Origin of the sequence: Paenibacillus sp. YN15 (assembly GCF_003285005.1) — a bacterium.
Taxonomy (GTDB): domain Bacteria; phylum Bacillota; class Bacilli; order Paenibacillales; family NBRC-103111; genus Paenibacillus_AR.
The window spans coordinates 376,980-390,671 of sequence record NZ_QMFA01000001.1; the positions used below are offsets into that span (position 1 = coordinate 376,980).

Consider the following 13,692-nt stretch of genomic DNA (forward strand, 5'->3'; position numbering starts at 1 on the left):
TTTGTGAAAAACGGGCGGTTCTTCGTTTTCGCGGACTGAGGTTCCGTTAAACCCGGAAAAACAACCTGTTTTGGGCGACAATAGCGGCATTAGCGTATCCTGTGTCCGCGAAATGCGCCAAAAGGCGGAAATTTGCAAAATAACGGATCGACAGTCCGGATGGAGCGGACCCAACCGGATGGAGCGGACCCAAATTGCCGCTATTGCGAAGCCCCGCCGCCGCGCTGCCCCAGCAGATGCCCGGCGATGAGCTTGCCGTGGCTGCGCCCGGTCTCAATGAAAATTTCATTGGCGTCCCGGCCCGCGGCTACCACTCCGGCCAGATACAGGCCGGGCACATTGGTCTCCATGGTGGACGGATCAAACCGCGGAAGCTCCCACTCCCCCTCCACCGCCACCCCGGCTGCCGCCAGGAAGCTGCGGCTGGAGCGGAAGCCGGTCAGCGCCAGCACAAAATCATTGTCCAGCTCCTGTACGCCCTCCGGCGTGCTGACTCGCACACTGCCCAGGCTGATGGCCTCTACGGTGGAGTTGAACAGCATGCGGATGCGCCCTTTATTCACCATACTTTCAAAGACGGGACGGACCCAGGGTTTGATGTTGGGCGAATAGTCCGCCCCCCGGTACACCACTGTCACCAAGGCATTGGCCTTAAGCAGATCCATGGCCGCATCCACGGCGGAATTATTGCCCCCGATAATGCAAACCCTCATGCCGGTATACGGATGGGCCTCCCGGTAAAAGTGGGTGACATTGGGCAGCTCCTCTCCGGGAATGCCCAGCAGATTGGGGTGGTCGAAGTAGCCGGTAGCCACCACCAAGGCGCGGGCGGCATAGGCGGTTTTTTCCCCGAGCCGGTTCAGAGTCTCTACAATAAAGCTTCCATCCGCCTGCGGAATAATGGCGGTTGCCTCCTCATAGGAGCGGATGCGGACCTGGCTGTGCTGGGCCACATTGCGGTAATAGGTGAGCGCCTCCAGCCGGTAAGGCTTCTCATTGGGCGTGGAAAAGGGATAGTCCCCGATTTCCAGCAGCTCCGGCGTGCTGAAAAACTGCATATAGGTGGGATATTGGCTGATGCTGTGCGCCACCACATGCTTTTCCAGAAGCAAGGGGTTAAAGCCGGCGCGTTTCAGTTCAATCCCGGCGGACAGGCCGCAGGGGCCTGCCCCGATAATGATGACCTCTTCCATGGCGCTGAACCTCCGTCGGCTGGACTTGTGAATCAAACCACACCTTATTATTGTAGCACATCTCCTGAAATAACACGGTTCGAGCCAAGGGCCGGATAGTGTTATGGAAGCCTCGAATTTAACAAAGTCAAATGGAGAGTCTTTTTCACCTGGTTGGTTCTTAACTTTTTCTTGGCCGGCCCGGCAAAAGTGGAAGGTATGCTATAATATGGGCGGACCTGTATCCGATCCGGGATATTGGATTCATTTGCCATGGAGGTGCGTCTTGAGTTCCGCTCCCAATAACCAAAGCTTGCGTCCGGGGTACATCGTCAATATTATACTTATTATCTTTTTGGCCCTTCCTTTATTATTGTCCCTGGTGTTTGTTCCGCTGCTGATGTCCAACGCCTTCCATACCTCGGGCGGCTACGGGCTGGGCCAGCTGAGCCTGATGTTCGTCATTCCATTGGTGGTGGGAGGGGTAGCCGGGATGGCGTTTTGCACGGGCAGCCGCAGCAAGCCGTCGTCGCCGTGGGCCCGCTATCTGCCGGTGGCGGCGCCGCTGATTATTTTCATCGGCATCGCTGTTTATGCCTACGCTGTCTCCAACGGCAATTACAATTCCCCTGCGTGGGGCGTCTTCGCCTGGGCCAATCCGGCCTACCTGATTGTCAATCTGCTCCTGAGCTTGAGCGGCTACGGCGGCTTGATGCCGGTCCATGTGCTGTCCGCCGCCGCGGGTTTTGTGCTTGGTTTTGTGCTTTGGGATTTCCGCCGGCGCCAATTCTCCGGCACAGCCGGGATGCGATGGGCGGCGGGATGCCTGGTTGCGGCAGTCGCAGGAAGCTGGCTGTTCATGGGAATCGCCAACAAGGAGCAAATCCAGGATGGAATCGCCAAGCTGCGATACGGGGAAACGGGGATGAAAACCGACCTGGCGGAATACGATCTGTCCCAAATGGCCCCGTTCAAAAAGAACAACGGCTTGGCCACTCTGGGCAGCAAGCCGCAGCTCAGCCTCACCGATCTTAACGAGATGCCGCGGCTGGACGGGGCCACCGCTTTGTATCCCGTCTATGCCGCCTTTGCGGAGACGGTGTACGAAGGACTGGCGGAATGGGACAAGCACAAACCCGCCACCGAAAGCCGCAACAACCTGTATGTATCCGTGGATGAATTTCCGTATTCCATTGTGAAGTGCAGCACAACCCCCAACGCCTATGAGAATCTGATGAACAAAATAGCGGATATCATTATTGTGGCGGAGCCCTCCCAGTCTCAGCTGGAGCAGGTCCGCGCCCGGGAGGATGAGTTCGTGATGACCCCTCTGGGCAGCGACGCCTTTGTCTTTTTTGCCAATAAGAAAAACCCGGCGGAGAACCTGACCATCAATCAAATCCGGGACATCTACACCGGCAAAATCACCAACTGGAAGGAGGTAGGGGGCAAAAGCGTGGACATCCTCCCCTACCAGCGGCCGCAGGATTCCGGCAGCCAGACGGCCATGCAGAACAAGGTGATGAAGGGGCTGGAGATGATGGAGCCCACCACCGTTACCCGTGCCGGGGGCATGGGGGAGGTCATCTCCAAGGTGGCCTCCTACCGGAACTCCAAAAACGCCCTGGGCTACACCTTCATGTATTACGCCTCCTCCATGGTAAAGGACAACCGGATCAAGTATCTGGCCGTGGACGGAATCAAACCCTCGCCGGAGACGATCCGGGACGGGACCTACCCTTTCGCCGGACAGTTCTATGCCGTCACCCTCAAATCCAACACCAGCCCGCAGGTGCGGAAGCTGCTGGATTGGATGACTTCAGCAGAAGGCCAGACGCTGGTGGAGAAAACCGGCTATGTGCCGGCGACAGCCCCCGCTCCCAAAAAGTGACGTGATGCTCCGCGGGATATTCACCGTATCGCGCCCCATACGCAAAAAAAGCCGCCGAAGCTGTGAAAAGCTCAGGCGGCTCTATTTCATTCCTCTTATTTCTTGAACAGCCCGGAGCCCAGGACATCTGCCATGAACTTCTGGAACTGGGGAATATCCAGCTGCTGATCCGCATCGGACAAGGCTGTGGGCGGATTGGGATGGACCTCCACCATAATGCCGTCGGCGCCGGCGGCCAGGGCGGCCTTGGCGCAGGGCACCAGAATATCCTTGCGGCCTGTGGAATGGCTCACGTCCACCAGAACCGGCAGATGGGTTTCCTGCTTGAGAATCGGCACAGCGGAAATATCCAGGGTGTTCCGGGTCCACTTTTCATAGGTGCGGATGCCCCGTTCGATAAGAATCACCTGGCTGTTGCCGCGGGAGACGATATATTCCGCCGCCAGCAGGAATTCCTCCAGAGTAGCGGCCAGGCCGCGCTTTAAGACCACCGGCGTGCGGGCTTCCCCGGCCGCCTTCAGCAGCTCGAAGTTCTGCATGTTGCGCGCGCCGATCTGGATAATGTCGATATATTGTCCGGCAATTTCCACATCGGCGGGATTGACGATTTCGCTGATGGTGGCCAGTCCGAACTCGTCGGCTACCTCCCGCATCAATTGCAGGCCCTCAATGCCCAGGCCTTGGAAATCATAGGGGGATGAACGGGGCTTGAAGGCGCCGCCGCGCATCAGCTTCACGCCGGATTCCTTCAGGGCGGCGGCAACGGTGCGCAGCTGCTCGCGGCTTTCCACGGAGCAGGGGCCGGCAACCATAACCGAAGACGCGCCGCCGATAGGCAGTCCCTTGACCGTCACCACGGTGTCGGCGGATTGCTTTTTGCGGCTGACCAGCAGCTCCTTGCGGTGGTTGGTTTTTTGCAGATCCAGGGAAGCCTTGAAAATCTGCTTGAACAGGTGGCGGATGGTGGCGTCGTCAAACGGTCCTTTATTGGCCTCCACCAGGCTTTCCAGCATCTCATGCTCCCGCACCGGGTCAAACTTGGGAATACCTTGCTTTTGTTTGATTTCGCCGATGGTTTTGACGATAGACGCACGCTCCGAAATCAGCTCCAGCAGTTGGCTGTTAATGCCGTCCAGCTGTCTTCTCAATTGCTCCAGTTGCAGATTTTCCATCTCGCCCACTCCTTTTTTTGGTGAAATTTGGTTTTATGGGAAAATAAAAAAAGCCTCCCGTCCGCAAAGGGACGCAAGAAGCCGTGGTACCACCCTAATTCGAATCTATCCGCTTCCGCTGGCCGAATGAAACCGGCGGCGAAGGGGATATCTTCCTCTGGACCATGATAACGGTATGGGACCGGTTGCCTCTACTGGCCGCGCTTGGCGGAGGTTCAAGGCACCACTTCGGAGTGAACTTCGGCGGAACGTTTCCTAGAGGCCTGCTCTCAGTCGGTGGCAAGCCTTTCCTGTCGGAACGCGGGTCTCGCTTACTCTCTCCTGCAACGTGTTTGGCGAAGTTTGGGGAAGCCTGTGATTCATGTTAGAAGCGATTATAGAGGATCGCGGGAAAATACGCAAGCTTTTGCAGGAACGCTGTTTGGCGATAAAGCGGCGCAGCGGAGGAGGAGCACATGAATTAGGATGGCGGAAGCAGACGTTCTTATGCAAAAAGGTCTTGACATCTCCTTGGAGCAGGCCTATATTTAAGCTAATTCATCGGCTATAAAGGGGAGTAGCTGTTACAGCAAAGTCGTCAGTACGGGGAAACCCCGGCTTTGTTGGCAACGTTACGTTGTTGGCGAGACCTTTACCGAACACGGTAAAGGCTGTTTTCTGTTTCTTCACAGGCCTTTGCCCTTCGGCAACAGGCCTGTTTTTATTTTTACGGGGACGGGCCTTACACTCATATCCAGAAAGGACTTGGCACAGATGGACTTTATTGTTTCACTTCTGTCGATTGTGATGATCGACCTGTTTCTGGCGGGAGACAATGCGATTGTGATCGGCATGGCGGCAAGAAATCTGCCCCATCATCAACAGAAAAAAGCGATTATCGGAGGAACCGTCGGCGCTATTGTGATCCGCGCTGTTTCCACGATTGTGGTGGTCTGGCTGCTCAGTCTGACAGGCCTCAAGCTGGTCGGCGGTCTGCTCCTGATGTATATTGCCGTTAAGCTTCTGGTGGAAAAGAAGGAAGAGGAAGCCCATGTCAATGCAAGCATGAGCATCTGGAAGGCAATCGGCACGATTATTATCGCCGACATGGTAATGGGACTGGACAATGTGCTGGCAGTAGCCGGCGCCGCCAACCACAATTATACGCTGGTTGTTGTGGGCCTTCTGATCAGCATCCCGATTATGGTATACGGCAGCACCCTGGTGATTCGCCTGATGGACCGTTTCCCCAAGGTTATTTATCTCGGGGCGGCTATTCTGGCCTATACCTCCGGCAAGATGATTACCGGCGAAAGCTTCATTGCCGATGTGCTGGGCAGCGGCTTCCTGCGTTATGCCATTGAGGTTGTAGTTGTTGCCGGCTGTCTGGGGGTTGGCTATTGGCTGAACAAGCGCCAAAACAACGCGCCGGTTCCTGCCGCCAAACCCGACCACCACACCGCTTCCGCTTAAGCTTGTCCGCCGCTATGCAATTCACAGGCCTCCGGCGCCCGTATTTCGGGCGTGACGGGGCCTTTTTCCGTGCCCGGGAGGGTACCTCTTTGCCGCAAAACGTGGTACAGTAACACAAGAACAGACAGCACTTCATTTACGAATTCGGGAGGGCAGGCAAGTTGCAACAGGCGCGCATCCAATTAAAAAAGCATTTTGGTTATGATTCGTTCAAAAGAGGCCAGGAGGAGCTGGTGGAGAGCATCCTGCAGGGAAGGGATGTCCTTGGGGTCATGCCCACGGGAGCGGGCAAATCCGTCTGCTACCAGCTGCCTGCGGCCATGCTGCCCGGCATTACGCTGGTGGTTTCCCCCCTTATCTCGCTGATGAAGGACCAGGCCGACGCCTTGAACCAGATCGGGATTCCGGCTGCACTTTTGAACAGCACACTCTCGGTCCGGGAGTTGAATGATACGTACCGCAAGATTGCCGCAGGGGCTTACAAGATCGTGTATGTGGCCCCTGAACGGCTGGAATCCGAACGCTTCTGCCAGCTGGTGCAGGAGCTGTCCATCCCGCTGGTGGCGGTGGACGAGGCCCACTGCGTATCCCAATGGGGCCATGATTTCCGCCCCAGCTATCTGGCCGTGAACCGGCTCCTGCAATGGATCAAGCCGCGGCCGGTGCTGGCGGCGTTCACGGCCACCGCTACGGATGTGGTGAAGGAGGATATTGTCCGCCAGCTGGGGCTGGACCATCCCCTGCGGGTCACCACGGGCTACGAGCGGGAAAACTTAAGCCTGTCGGTGATCAAAGGGGCGGACAAGAAGGACTACATCGCCCGTTACCTGCGCTCGCGGCCCAAGGATGCCGGCATTATCTACGCCTCCACCCGCAAGGAGGTGGAGGAGGTGCACAAGTACCTCAACCGGCTGGGAATCTCCGCCGGACGCTACCATGCGGGCTTAAGCGACGAGGAGCGCAGCCGCAGCCAGGAGCTGTTTTTGTATGATGTGATCAAGGTGATGGTGGCTACCAACGCCTTCGGAATGGGCATCGACAAATCCAATGTCCGGTTTGTCATCCACTACAACCTGCCGAAAAACCTGGAGTCCTATTACCAGGAGGCAGGCCGTGCCGGGCGGGATGGCGAACCGGGGGAATGCATTCTCCTGTTTGCGCCCCAGGACATTATGACCCAGAAGTTTCTGCTGGAGCAAAGCGACGCCGAGCCGGAACGCAAGAAGCAGGAATACAGCAATCTCAATGATATGGTGGATTATTGCCATACCACGGATTGCCTGCAATCCTATATTGTATCGTATTTCGGCGGCCAAACAGCGGAGCCCTGCGGGCGCTGCAGCAGCTGCACGGATGACCGGGAGCTCAACGACATTACCGTGGAGGCGCAGAAGATTTTCTCGTGCATCGTGCGGATGCGCCAGCGGTTTGGCGCAGTCATGACCGCCAAGGTTCTCCGGGGAGCCGGGGATGCCAAGATCAGGCAAATGGGCTTTGACCAGCTTCCCACCTACGGCATTATGAAGCAAGCCAAGGAAAAGGACATCACCGGCCTCATCAGCGTGCTGGTGGCTGACGGGTACCTGAGTCTGTCGGACAGCCAGTATCCGGTTCTGTCCCTTACTCCCAAAGCCCGCAATGTGCTGGAAGGCTCCGAGCGGGTTTTCCACCGGGCGGTGATCCTGCCCCAGGCGGGCGGCAGCCATTCCGGCGGCGCAGCGGGCGGCGCGGACGAAGCGCTCTTCGACAAGCTGCGGCAGCTGCGGAGAAGCTTCGCCGAACGGGAGCGGGTGCCTCCCTTCACCATATTCCACGATGCCACCCTGCGGGATATGTGTGTCCGGCTGCCGGACAATGAAGATGAGATGCTGGCCGTCAAAGGGGTCGGCAAACACAAGTTTGACAAATACGGCGGCGCGTTTTTGGAGGAAATCCGGAAGCACAAGGGTGCTTAGTGGAAGGACTCCGCTACTCCTCCAACGGCATCAGGAAGATATACCGTTCCACAAATTGGCTGATTGGGGACAGCACAATCGTCCGCAGAGTCACCACGTTAAGCGGGTCCAGATGATATTGGCTGGCCAGCGCCATATACATGGCCCAGACGATGAGGCAAGCATAGACCAGCTTGCCTTTTTTGTCGCTGGACATCTTCAATCCCAAAAACAGCATAAGCCCCGACACCAGCAAAATGATGATGCTCGTAAAGATTGCGCTCATTGCTCCTGTTCCTTTTTGGATAATTTATTGTACCCCTTGTTGCTTAACCCCACTTTTTTCATATTGACCTCCACATTGACCTGAAGATTGATCTTTTTGAACACATCCTCCCGGTCCTGCTCCATCTGCTTCCATTGCTTCGGGTATTTCCGGTAAATCCGTTCAGAGATGCCTGCCACATCCGCATTGGCTTTTTTGGATGCGGCCCATGCCCGTTTGCACATGTTCACGATCTCGGTCTTCACACTTTCCTCCATCTTTCGGATGGTTTCCGGGTCCAGCAAATTGCAGGAGCTTCCGGTTTCATTCAGCCAGCCGTCAACCTTTATGTCGGCCGTCACATTGTATTTGCCCTCCGACTGCCGGACGGTGATCCTGGTTTTGGAGTTGGAGACCGCAAAGGTGGAATCCTTGGCCTCCTTCTTCTCCGGATTGGAGATGAAGGGAATGGTGGAGGAATTGACCTGATCGCTGAGAAAAGAAATCCCCAGCGCTTCATCATCGCTCATCCATCCCACCAGCTTGGTTTCCTTGATAATGGCGGCCCGTCCCAGCCGCAGCTTGGAGGGCACAGTGGTTTGCTTCAATTGATCAATGCCGGTGACCTCCTTGCCGCCGGATATAATAATTTCCGGGATCAGAATGCTGCGGCCCGGACTCAGCTGCTTCTTGATCAAGTCATACATCCGCACATTGGGGATTTTGGAGAGATAACGTTCCTGCTTCTCCAGAATGCGCTCCAGGCCGATGCCCGGAATCGTCTCGGAGCTGAGCAGCTGCTCCAGAATGGATCTGCCGTCGCCGGAAGCGACCAGAATGCTGACCGTTTCGCGGGAGTCGGAATTGCGCAGGTACAGGTCTACGATCTGGCTGAAGCCCTTCTTGGCAGCATCTTCCCCGATGACCAAAATGCTGTTGTGTCCGAAGTACAGCTTCCGCGGCGCTTCCATATAGCTTTCGGAGGTTGCTTCCTTGATGGTTTCTCCCTCGGTGGAATATACCACAACCGGCACCTGGCCGCTGGGGCCGCCGGCTGTGCCCGCCGCCGCGGAGATTGAAGAGGGGATAACCACCTGGAAGGACAGCGTCCATTCCCCGTTTTTGCTCACATCCAGAGCGGCTGCTGAAGTAATGGCAAGCTCATTTAATTCCGTGCGGTCCCAGCAGCCTCCCAGGAGCGCAGAGGATAGGCCCAGCAGAAGGATTATCCGGCGTGAACGTCCCATGCGTCCCACGATCAGGACCTCCTTTTCCGTGGGGCTTTTTTGCGGACCAACAGAGCTGCGGCCAATAATAGCGGCAGGACCACGTTGAACCCAAGAAGCTCATACGGGGTTACATGCTGCATCTGGTTGTCGAATGCGGTTTCATCGTGGAAGGACACGAAGGCGGTCATCATAATAACCAGACTCAAGCCCAGCAGCACCGGTTTGGACGGCTTAATGACAAAGGTTTCGGTCAGGCAGTGAAAGGCCCCGAACAGAAACAGCGCCATTTTGATATAGATGGTGCATACCCAAAAGGACACAAACAGAATATCCAACCGCTCCAGCGTTGTCCCCAGCTTAATAATTTCAATCATGCTGAAGGTGGGATAGCGGAATTGCTGCGGCATAATGGGGCCGAACAGGATGAGGCACAGGGCCACGGTCAGCGTCAGATGGAAGCCTGCGGCAACGGTCCCGCCCACAGCCGCTTTGACAATTCCTTTTTTGGAGTGAAGATAAGGAGCCAGCAGCAGAACCAGCGCCACCTCCGACAGCCAGCCCAACGGCAGCAAGCCGCCGTAGGCCACATGGGGCAGCGGAGTATCCATAATCGGCATGAGCTGATGGGGCTCGATCAGATTGAAGAACAGAGTCAGGCTGATGCAATACGTGATGATGCTAATGGTAGTGACCACCCCGTTGACCCGGGCGATAACCTCAATTCCTCCGTAGACGGCGTAGCCGCATACGGACAGAATGATGACCATTATGACCCAGTCCGGGGTTTCAAATAAAATCTGATCCGACAGGATGTTTGTGAACTCCTGCAAAATAGTTGCCGATATGGAAATATAGTACGAAGTCAGCCCTAAGCCGACAATAACAGCCGCCCATTTCCCCAACCGGCGGGATAACCAGCCCAGGAAGGAAAACTGTCCGGAGACCCGCTTGGCGAGAGAGCCTGTCAGCCAGGCTATGCCTGTTCCCAGTATGGTGGCGGCCAGAATGGAAATCCAGGCATCCTGCTTGGAATGAGCCATGACCACGCTGGGCACCACCAGGATTGCGGTGGGAATAATGGTGGCATAGATTAAAGTGCTTAGCTGCCAAACGGAAATCCGCTCCTTCATGTCCCTTCCCCCTCCTGCCTGTCTCCCTCCGGCTTCTTCGGGGGAAGAGGCTGCTGTCCTTCAGGCTGCCGTTTTTGGTTCCCCGGATTGGCAGTATCGGGGCGTTTGTTCATTGCCCACCGGGGAGCGCGGATCAGCACATCCTTCAGCTCGGACAGCCGCAGGGGAGAGAAGGGGCCCATATAGGGAACGCCGAAGGTGCGCAGGCCCTCCAGATGGATCAGGAGGAACATCATGCCGGACATAATGCCGAACAGTCCGAAGGAGCCTCCCAGGATCATCATCCCGAAGCGGATCAGCCGGGCGGAGATGGACATGCTGATGTAAGGCACGACGAAGTTGGAGATTGCGGTAAAGGAAACCACGATAACCATGGCCGCCGATACCAGACCTGCCTGAACAGCGGCCTGCCCCAGCACCAAAGCGCCCACAATGGAAATGGCGGGACCGATGGCCCGCGGCATCCGGACGCCCGCCTCCCGCAGCACCTCGAAGGTCAGCTCCATCAATATGGCTTCGATGAAGGCGGGGAAAGGCACTCCCTCCCGTTGGGCCGCCAGGCTGATCAACAGCGGCGTAGGCAGCATCTCCTGGTGGAAGGTGGTAATGGAAATGTACAGGGCGGGAAGCAGCATGGACAAGAAGAACGCCACAAACCGGATAATCCTTAAGAAGCTGGAAATATCCGCCCGCTGGTAATAATCCTCGCTGGATTGAAAGTACCGGGTGAAGGGGGCCGGTGCAATCAGAACAAACGGCGTTCCGTCCACGATAATCGCTACCTTGCCCTCCAGAAGAGCCCCAACCGCTACATCCGGCCGTTCCGTATTGAGCAGGGTAGGGAAGGGGCTGTAGCTGGAGTCCTGAATAAATTCCTCAATGTAACCGGAATCCAGAATGGAATCCGTCTTTATGCTTGCAAGGCGCTGCATCACCTCGTCTACCATTTCCTTGCGGGCGATGCCGTCCAAATAAACAACCGCCACTTCCGTTCGGGTAATACTGCCCAATTCGAGAATGATCGATGCCAGCTTCGTCGATTTGACTCTTCTGCGGATCAAGGAAAGATTGGTGCGCAAATTTTCATTAAAGCCTTCCTTTGGCCCCCGGATCACGGTTTGGGTAGTGGTTTCCTCGACGCCGCGCTGCTCTCCTCCGGAGGTGTTGATGGCCAATGCCTGATTGCAGCCTTCAATAAGAACAATCGTGGAGCCGCCGAATAAAGCGGAGAATACGCCATCCACCGTGTCCACCTTTTTGACCATGCCCAAAGGCACCGCATCCGCTGTTGCCTCCAGCACCTCCTGCCCGGACAAACCGGCAAGGCTGTCTCTTATGCCCAGGCCCGGCTTGACCAGGGTTTGCAGAAGATCCCTGTCGACTTTGCCGCCATCCACAATACCCTCTACCAAAATGACGGCAAAGCGGACTTCATTGGTCAGATGGCGGAAGGTGACATCCACATTTTCCACCAATTCGGCATGTATGAGGGATAAATTCTCATCGAGACTTTCAGAAAGCGGCTGTTTTTTGGGGGGAGGCGCAGCTTTGCCGGTTTTCTCCTGCTTGGTTTTCCTGGCCGACTTTCCTTTCAGAATGTTCATGCTTGCTCTCCTCCTTCCAAGCGGCGCACAGCCGAACTCCTTCCAGAATATACATGACTCTTACGTAGGGTTTGAAGTTTGGACCTGTTTTATGCGTCTGCGCCAAGAAGCCCGGGCCTTCTGCAGGAGAGCAGAGGGTCCGGGCTTCAATCAGGGGGGGATGTTATGCAGGCTTAGGAAGCGCCTTTCAGCTTGCCGGTGAACAACAGCATCCCGAAGGAAAGGGCGATGGTGGCGCCGCTTAAGAGCCATGCCAGCGCAGTGTTTCCCGAATCGACAGCAAGGTAGATGCCGGTGGGAATGGTTTGGGTGCGGCCGGGGATGTTGCCCGCCACCATCAAGGTGGCGCCGAACTCCCCCAGTCCCCGGGCGAAGCCCAGGACATAGCCGGTAACCAAGGCTCTCCAGGAGAGGGGCATGGTAATATGGACCAGAACCTGCCATTCGTTGGCGCCCATTGATCTTGCGGAATCCTGCAGCTCCCGCTCGACGGAAAGAAACCCCGCCTTCAGGGACTGGTACACCAGCGGGAAGGCCACCACAACCGCAGCCACGACAGCCGCATACCAGCTGAAAATAAAGGAGTGATCGAACAGGGCCTCAATCAGCTTGCCGAACCAGGTTCTTCTGCCGAAGATCACAAGCAGCACAAAACCGACAACCGTAGGAGGCAGAACCATAGGCAGGAGAAAAAGGGTTTCCAAAACCGTCTTTCCCTTGAAGCGGATTACGGTCATAAACCAGGTAATGAAAATTCCGAGCAGAAAGACGATTATGCTGGAAAAGAGCGTTACCTTCAGCGACAGCAGCAGAGGATGGATGAATTCCGGTTTCGTCAGTTGACTGGCCATGGCGGATTATTTCGCGGCTGCCGAGAAGCCGTATTTCAAGAACACATCCATGGCTTCTTTGGTTTGCAGATACTCATAGAAGCTCTTGGCGGCTTCGGGATATTTGGAGGCCTTGATGATGCCTATGGGATATTCCACCGCAGTATGGCTGGCCGGGTCGGCAGTCAGGATAACCCTGACCCCTTTGGAAGCGGCGGCGTCTGTTTTATAGACGAACCCGGCTTCCGTATTGCCGGTTTCCACATAGGAGAGCACCTGCTTCACGTCCTTGGTCAGCACAATCTTGGGCTGCAGGGCATCCCATAATTTAAAGTAGGTCAGGGTTTCCTTGGCGTAGCTGCCGGCGGGTACGGTTTCGGGTGTGCCGATAGCAATTTTCTTTACATCGGCATGGTTCAGGTCTTCGATTTTGGCAATGGAGAGCTTGCTGTCCGCAGGGACGATCAGCACCAGGTCGTTGATCAGCAGATTCTTGGCGGTGGCGGAATCAATGAGCTGCTTGGACACCAAAGTGTCCATTTGCTTCTTCCCTGCAGAGAGGAACAGATCGGCGGGAGCTCCGTTCTCAATCTGTGTCTGAAGGGTGCCGGAAGCGCCATAGTTGAAGGTAAGGGTTATGTGGGGAGCTTTTTTGGCGTAAAGGGTTTTGATCTCGTTCAGGCTCTCCGTCAGGCTGGCGGCGGCGGAAATGGTCAGCTCCACCGGGTCCGGCGCTTTGGTAGGAGCTGGCGCCACACTGGCGGCAGCCGAAGCTGCGGGACTGACAGTGGCGGCGGGGACGGCCCCGTCCTTCTCTCCGCAGCCGGCCAGGCCGGTTAAGGCGGCCAGTGAAAGAGCGCAAGCGAGGATGATTTTTTTCCCATTTTGCAATAACATGGTTATCCCTCCCGGTATTATCTATATAAGATTGCATCCAATCATTACGAAACCAGCAGTTATGATTGGTTTGATGATATGTTATTTCACATCATACTATAGTTTGTGATGATATG

At 56.0% G+C, this 13,692-nt stretch carries 11 protein-coding genes; 3 read left to right on the plus strand and 8 right to left on the minus strand.

Going from position 1 to position 13,692, the window contains the following annotated elements; genetic code table 11:
* Nucleotides 1-200 precede the first annotated feature (200 nt).
* On the minus strand, nt 201-1,193 hold the full coding sequence (locus DQG13_RS01180) for a YpdA family putative bacillithiol disulfide reductase (protein WP_113017525.1): 993 nt from the start codon (nt 1,191-1,193) through the stop codon (nt 201-203).
* Between the two features lie 265 nt (nt 1,194-1,458).
* On the opposite strand from DQG13_RS01180, the gene DQG13_RS01185 reads away from it, so the two are divergent.
* Nucleotides 1,459-3,063 carry a substrate-binding domain-containing protein gene (locus DQG13_RS01185; RefSeq protein ID WP_181592501.1) on the plus strand — a complete coding sequence of 535 codons (1,605 nt, stop codon included), beginning with the start codon at nt 1,459-1,461 and terminating at the stop codon, nt 3,061-3,063.
* 95 nt (nt 3,064-3,158) lie between these two features.
* Here the strand turns inward: DQG13_RS01185 and DQG13_RS01190 are convergent, their stop codons facing one another.
* A complete protein-coding gene (locus tag DQG13_RS01190) occupies nt 3,159-4,235 on the minus strand; it encodes a bifunctional 3-deoxy-7-phosphoheptulonate synthase/chorismate mutase (protein ID WP_113017527.1) in 1,077 nt (358 codons plus the stop codon).
* A gap of 753 nt (nt 4,236-4,988) precedes the next feature.
* On the opposite strand from DQG13_RS01190, the gene DQG13_RS01195 reads away from it, so the two are divergent.
* Both DQG13_RS01195 and recQ read left to right on the plus strand, forming a co-directional pair.
* Nucleotides 4,989-5,687 (plus strand): TerC family protein, encoded by a 699-nt coding sequence (locus DQG13_RS01195; protein WP_113017528.1) that lies wholly within the window; start codon nt 4,989-4,991, stop codon nt 5,685-5,687.
* Between the two features lie 161 nt (nt 5,688-5,848).
* Complete coding sequence (gene recQ / locus DQG13_RS01200) at nt 5,849-7,642, plus strand: DNA helicase RecQ (RefSeq protein ID WP_113017529.1); 1,794 nt, start codon at nt 5,849-5,851, stop codon at nt 7,640-7,642.
* Nucleotides 7,643-7,655: 13 nt separating this feature from the next.
* Here the strand turns inward: recQ and DQG13_RS01205 are convergent, their stop codons facing one another.
* From DQG13_RS01205 to modA, 6 genes are all read right to left on the minus strand, one after another.
* Entirely contained in the window at nt 7,656-7,907 is a 252-nt protein-coding gene (locus tag DQG13_RS01205) for a hypothetical protein (protein WP_113017530.1), read from the minus strand.
* Entirely contained in the window at nt 7,904-9,133 is a 1,230-nt protein-coding gene (locus tag DQG13_RS01210) for a Ger(x)C family spore germination protein (RefSeq protein WP_258525412.1), read from the minus strand. The genes DQG13_RS01205 and DQG13_RS01210 overlap by 4 nt, the downstream gene beginning before the upstream one ends.
* A gap of 11 nt (nt 9,134-9,144) precedes the next feature.
* On the minus strand, nt 9,145-10,245 hold the full coding sequence (locus DQG13_RS01215; RefSeq protein ID WP_113017532.1) for a GerAB/ArcD/ProY family transporter: 1,101 nt from the start codon (nt 10,243-10,245) through the stop codon (nt 9,145-9,147).
* Nucleotides 10,242-11,849: a spore germination protein gene (locus DQG13_RS01220; protein ID WP_113017533.1), complete on the minus strand. Its 1,608-nt coding sequence runs from the start codon at nt 11,847-11,849 to the stop codon at nt 10,242-10,244. Before DQG13_RS01220 ends, DQG13_RS01215 begins: the two co-directional genes overlap by 4 nt.
* 173 nt (nt 11,850-12,022) lie before the next feature.
* On the minus strand, nt 12,023-12,700 hold the full coding sequence (gene modB, locus DQG13_RS01225; protein ID WP_113017534.1) for a molybdate ABC transporter permease subunit: 678 nt from the start codon (nt 12,698-12,700) through the stop codon (nt 12,023-12,025).
* A 6-nt stretch (nt 12,701-12,706) separates the two neighbouring features.
* Nucleotides 12,707-13,576, minus strand: a complete 870-nt coding sequence (gene modA / locus DQG13_RS01230; protein WP_113017535.1) for a molybdate ABC transporter substrate-binding protein — start codon at nt 13,574-13,576, stop codon at nt 12,707-12,709.
* Nucleotides 13,577-13,692 lie beyond the last annotated feature (116 nt).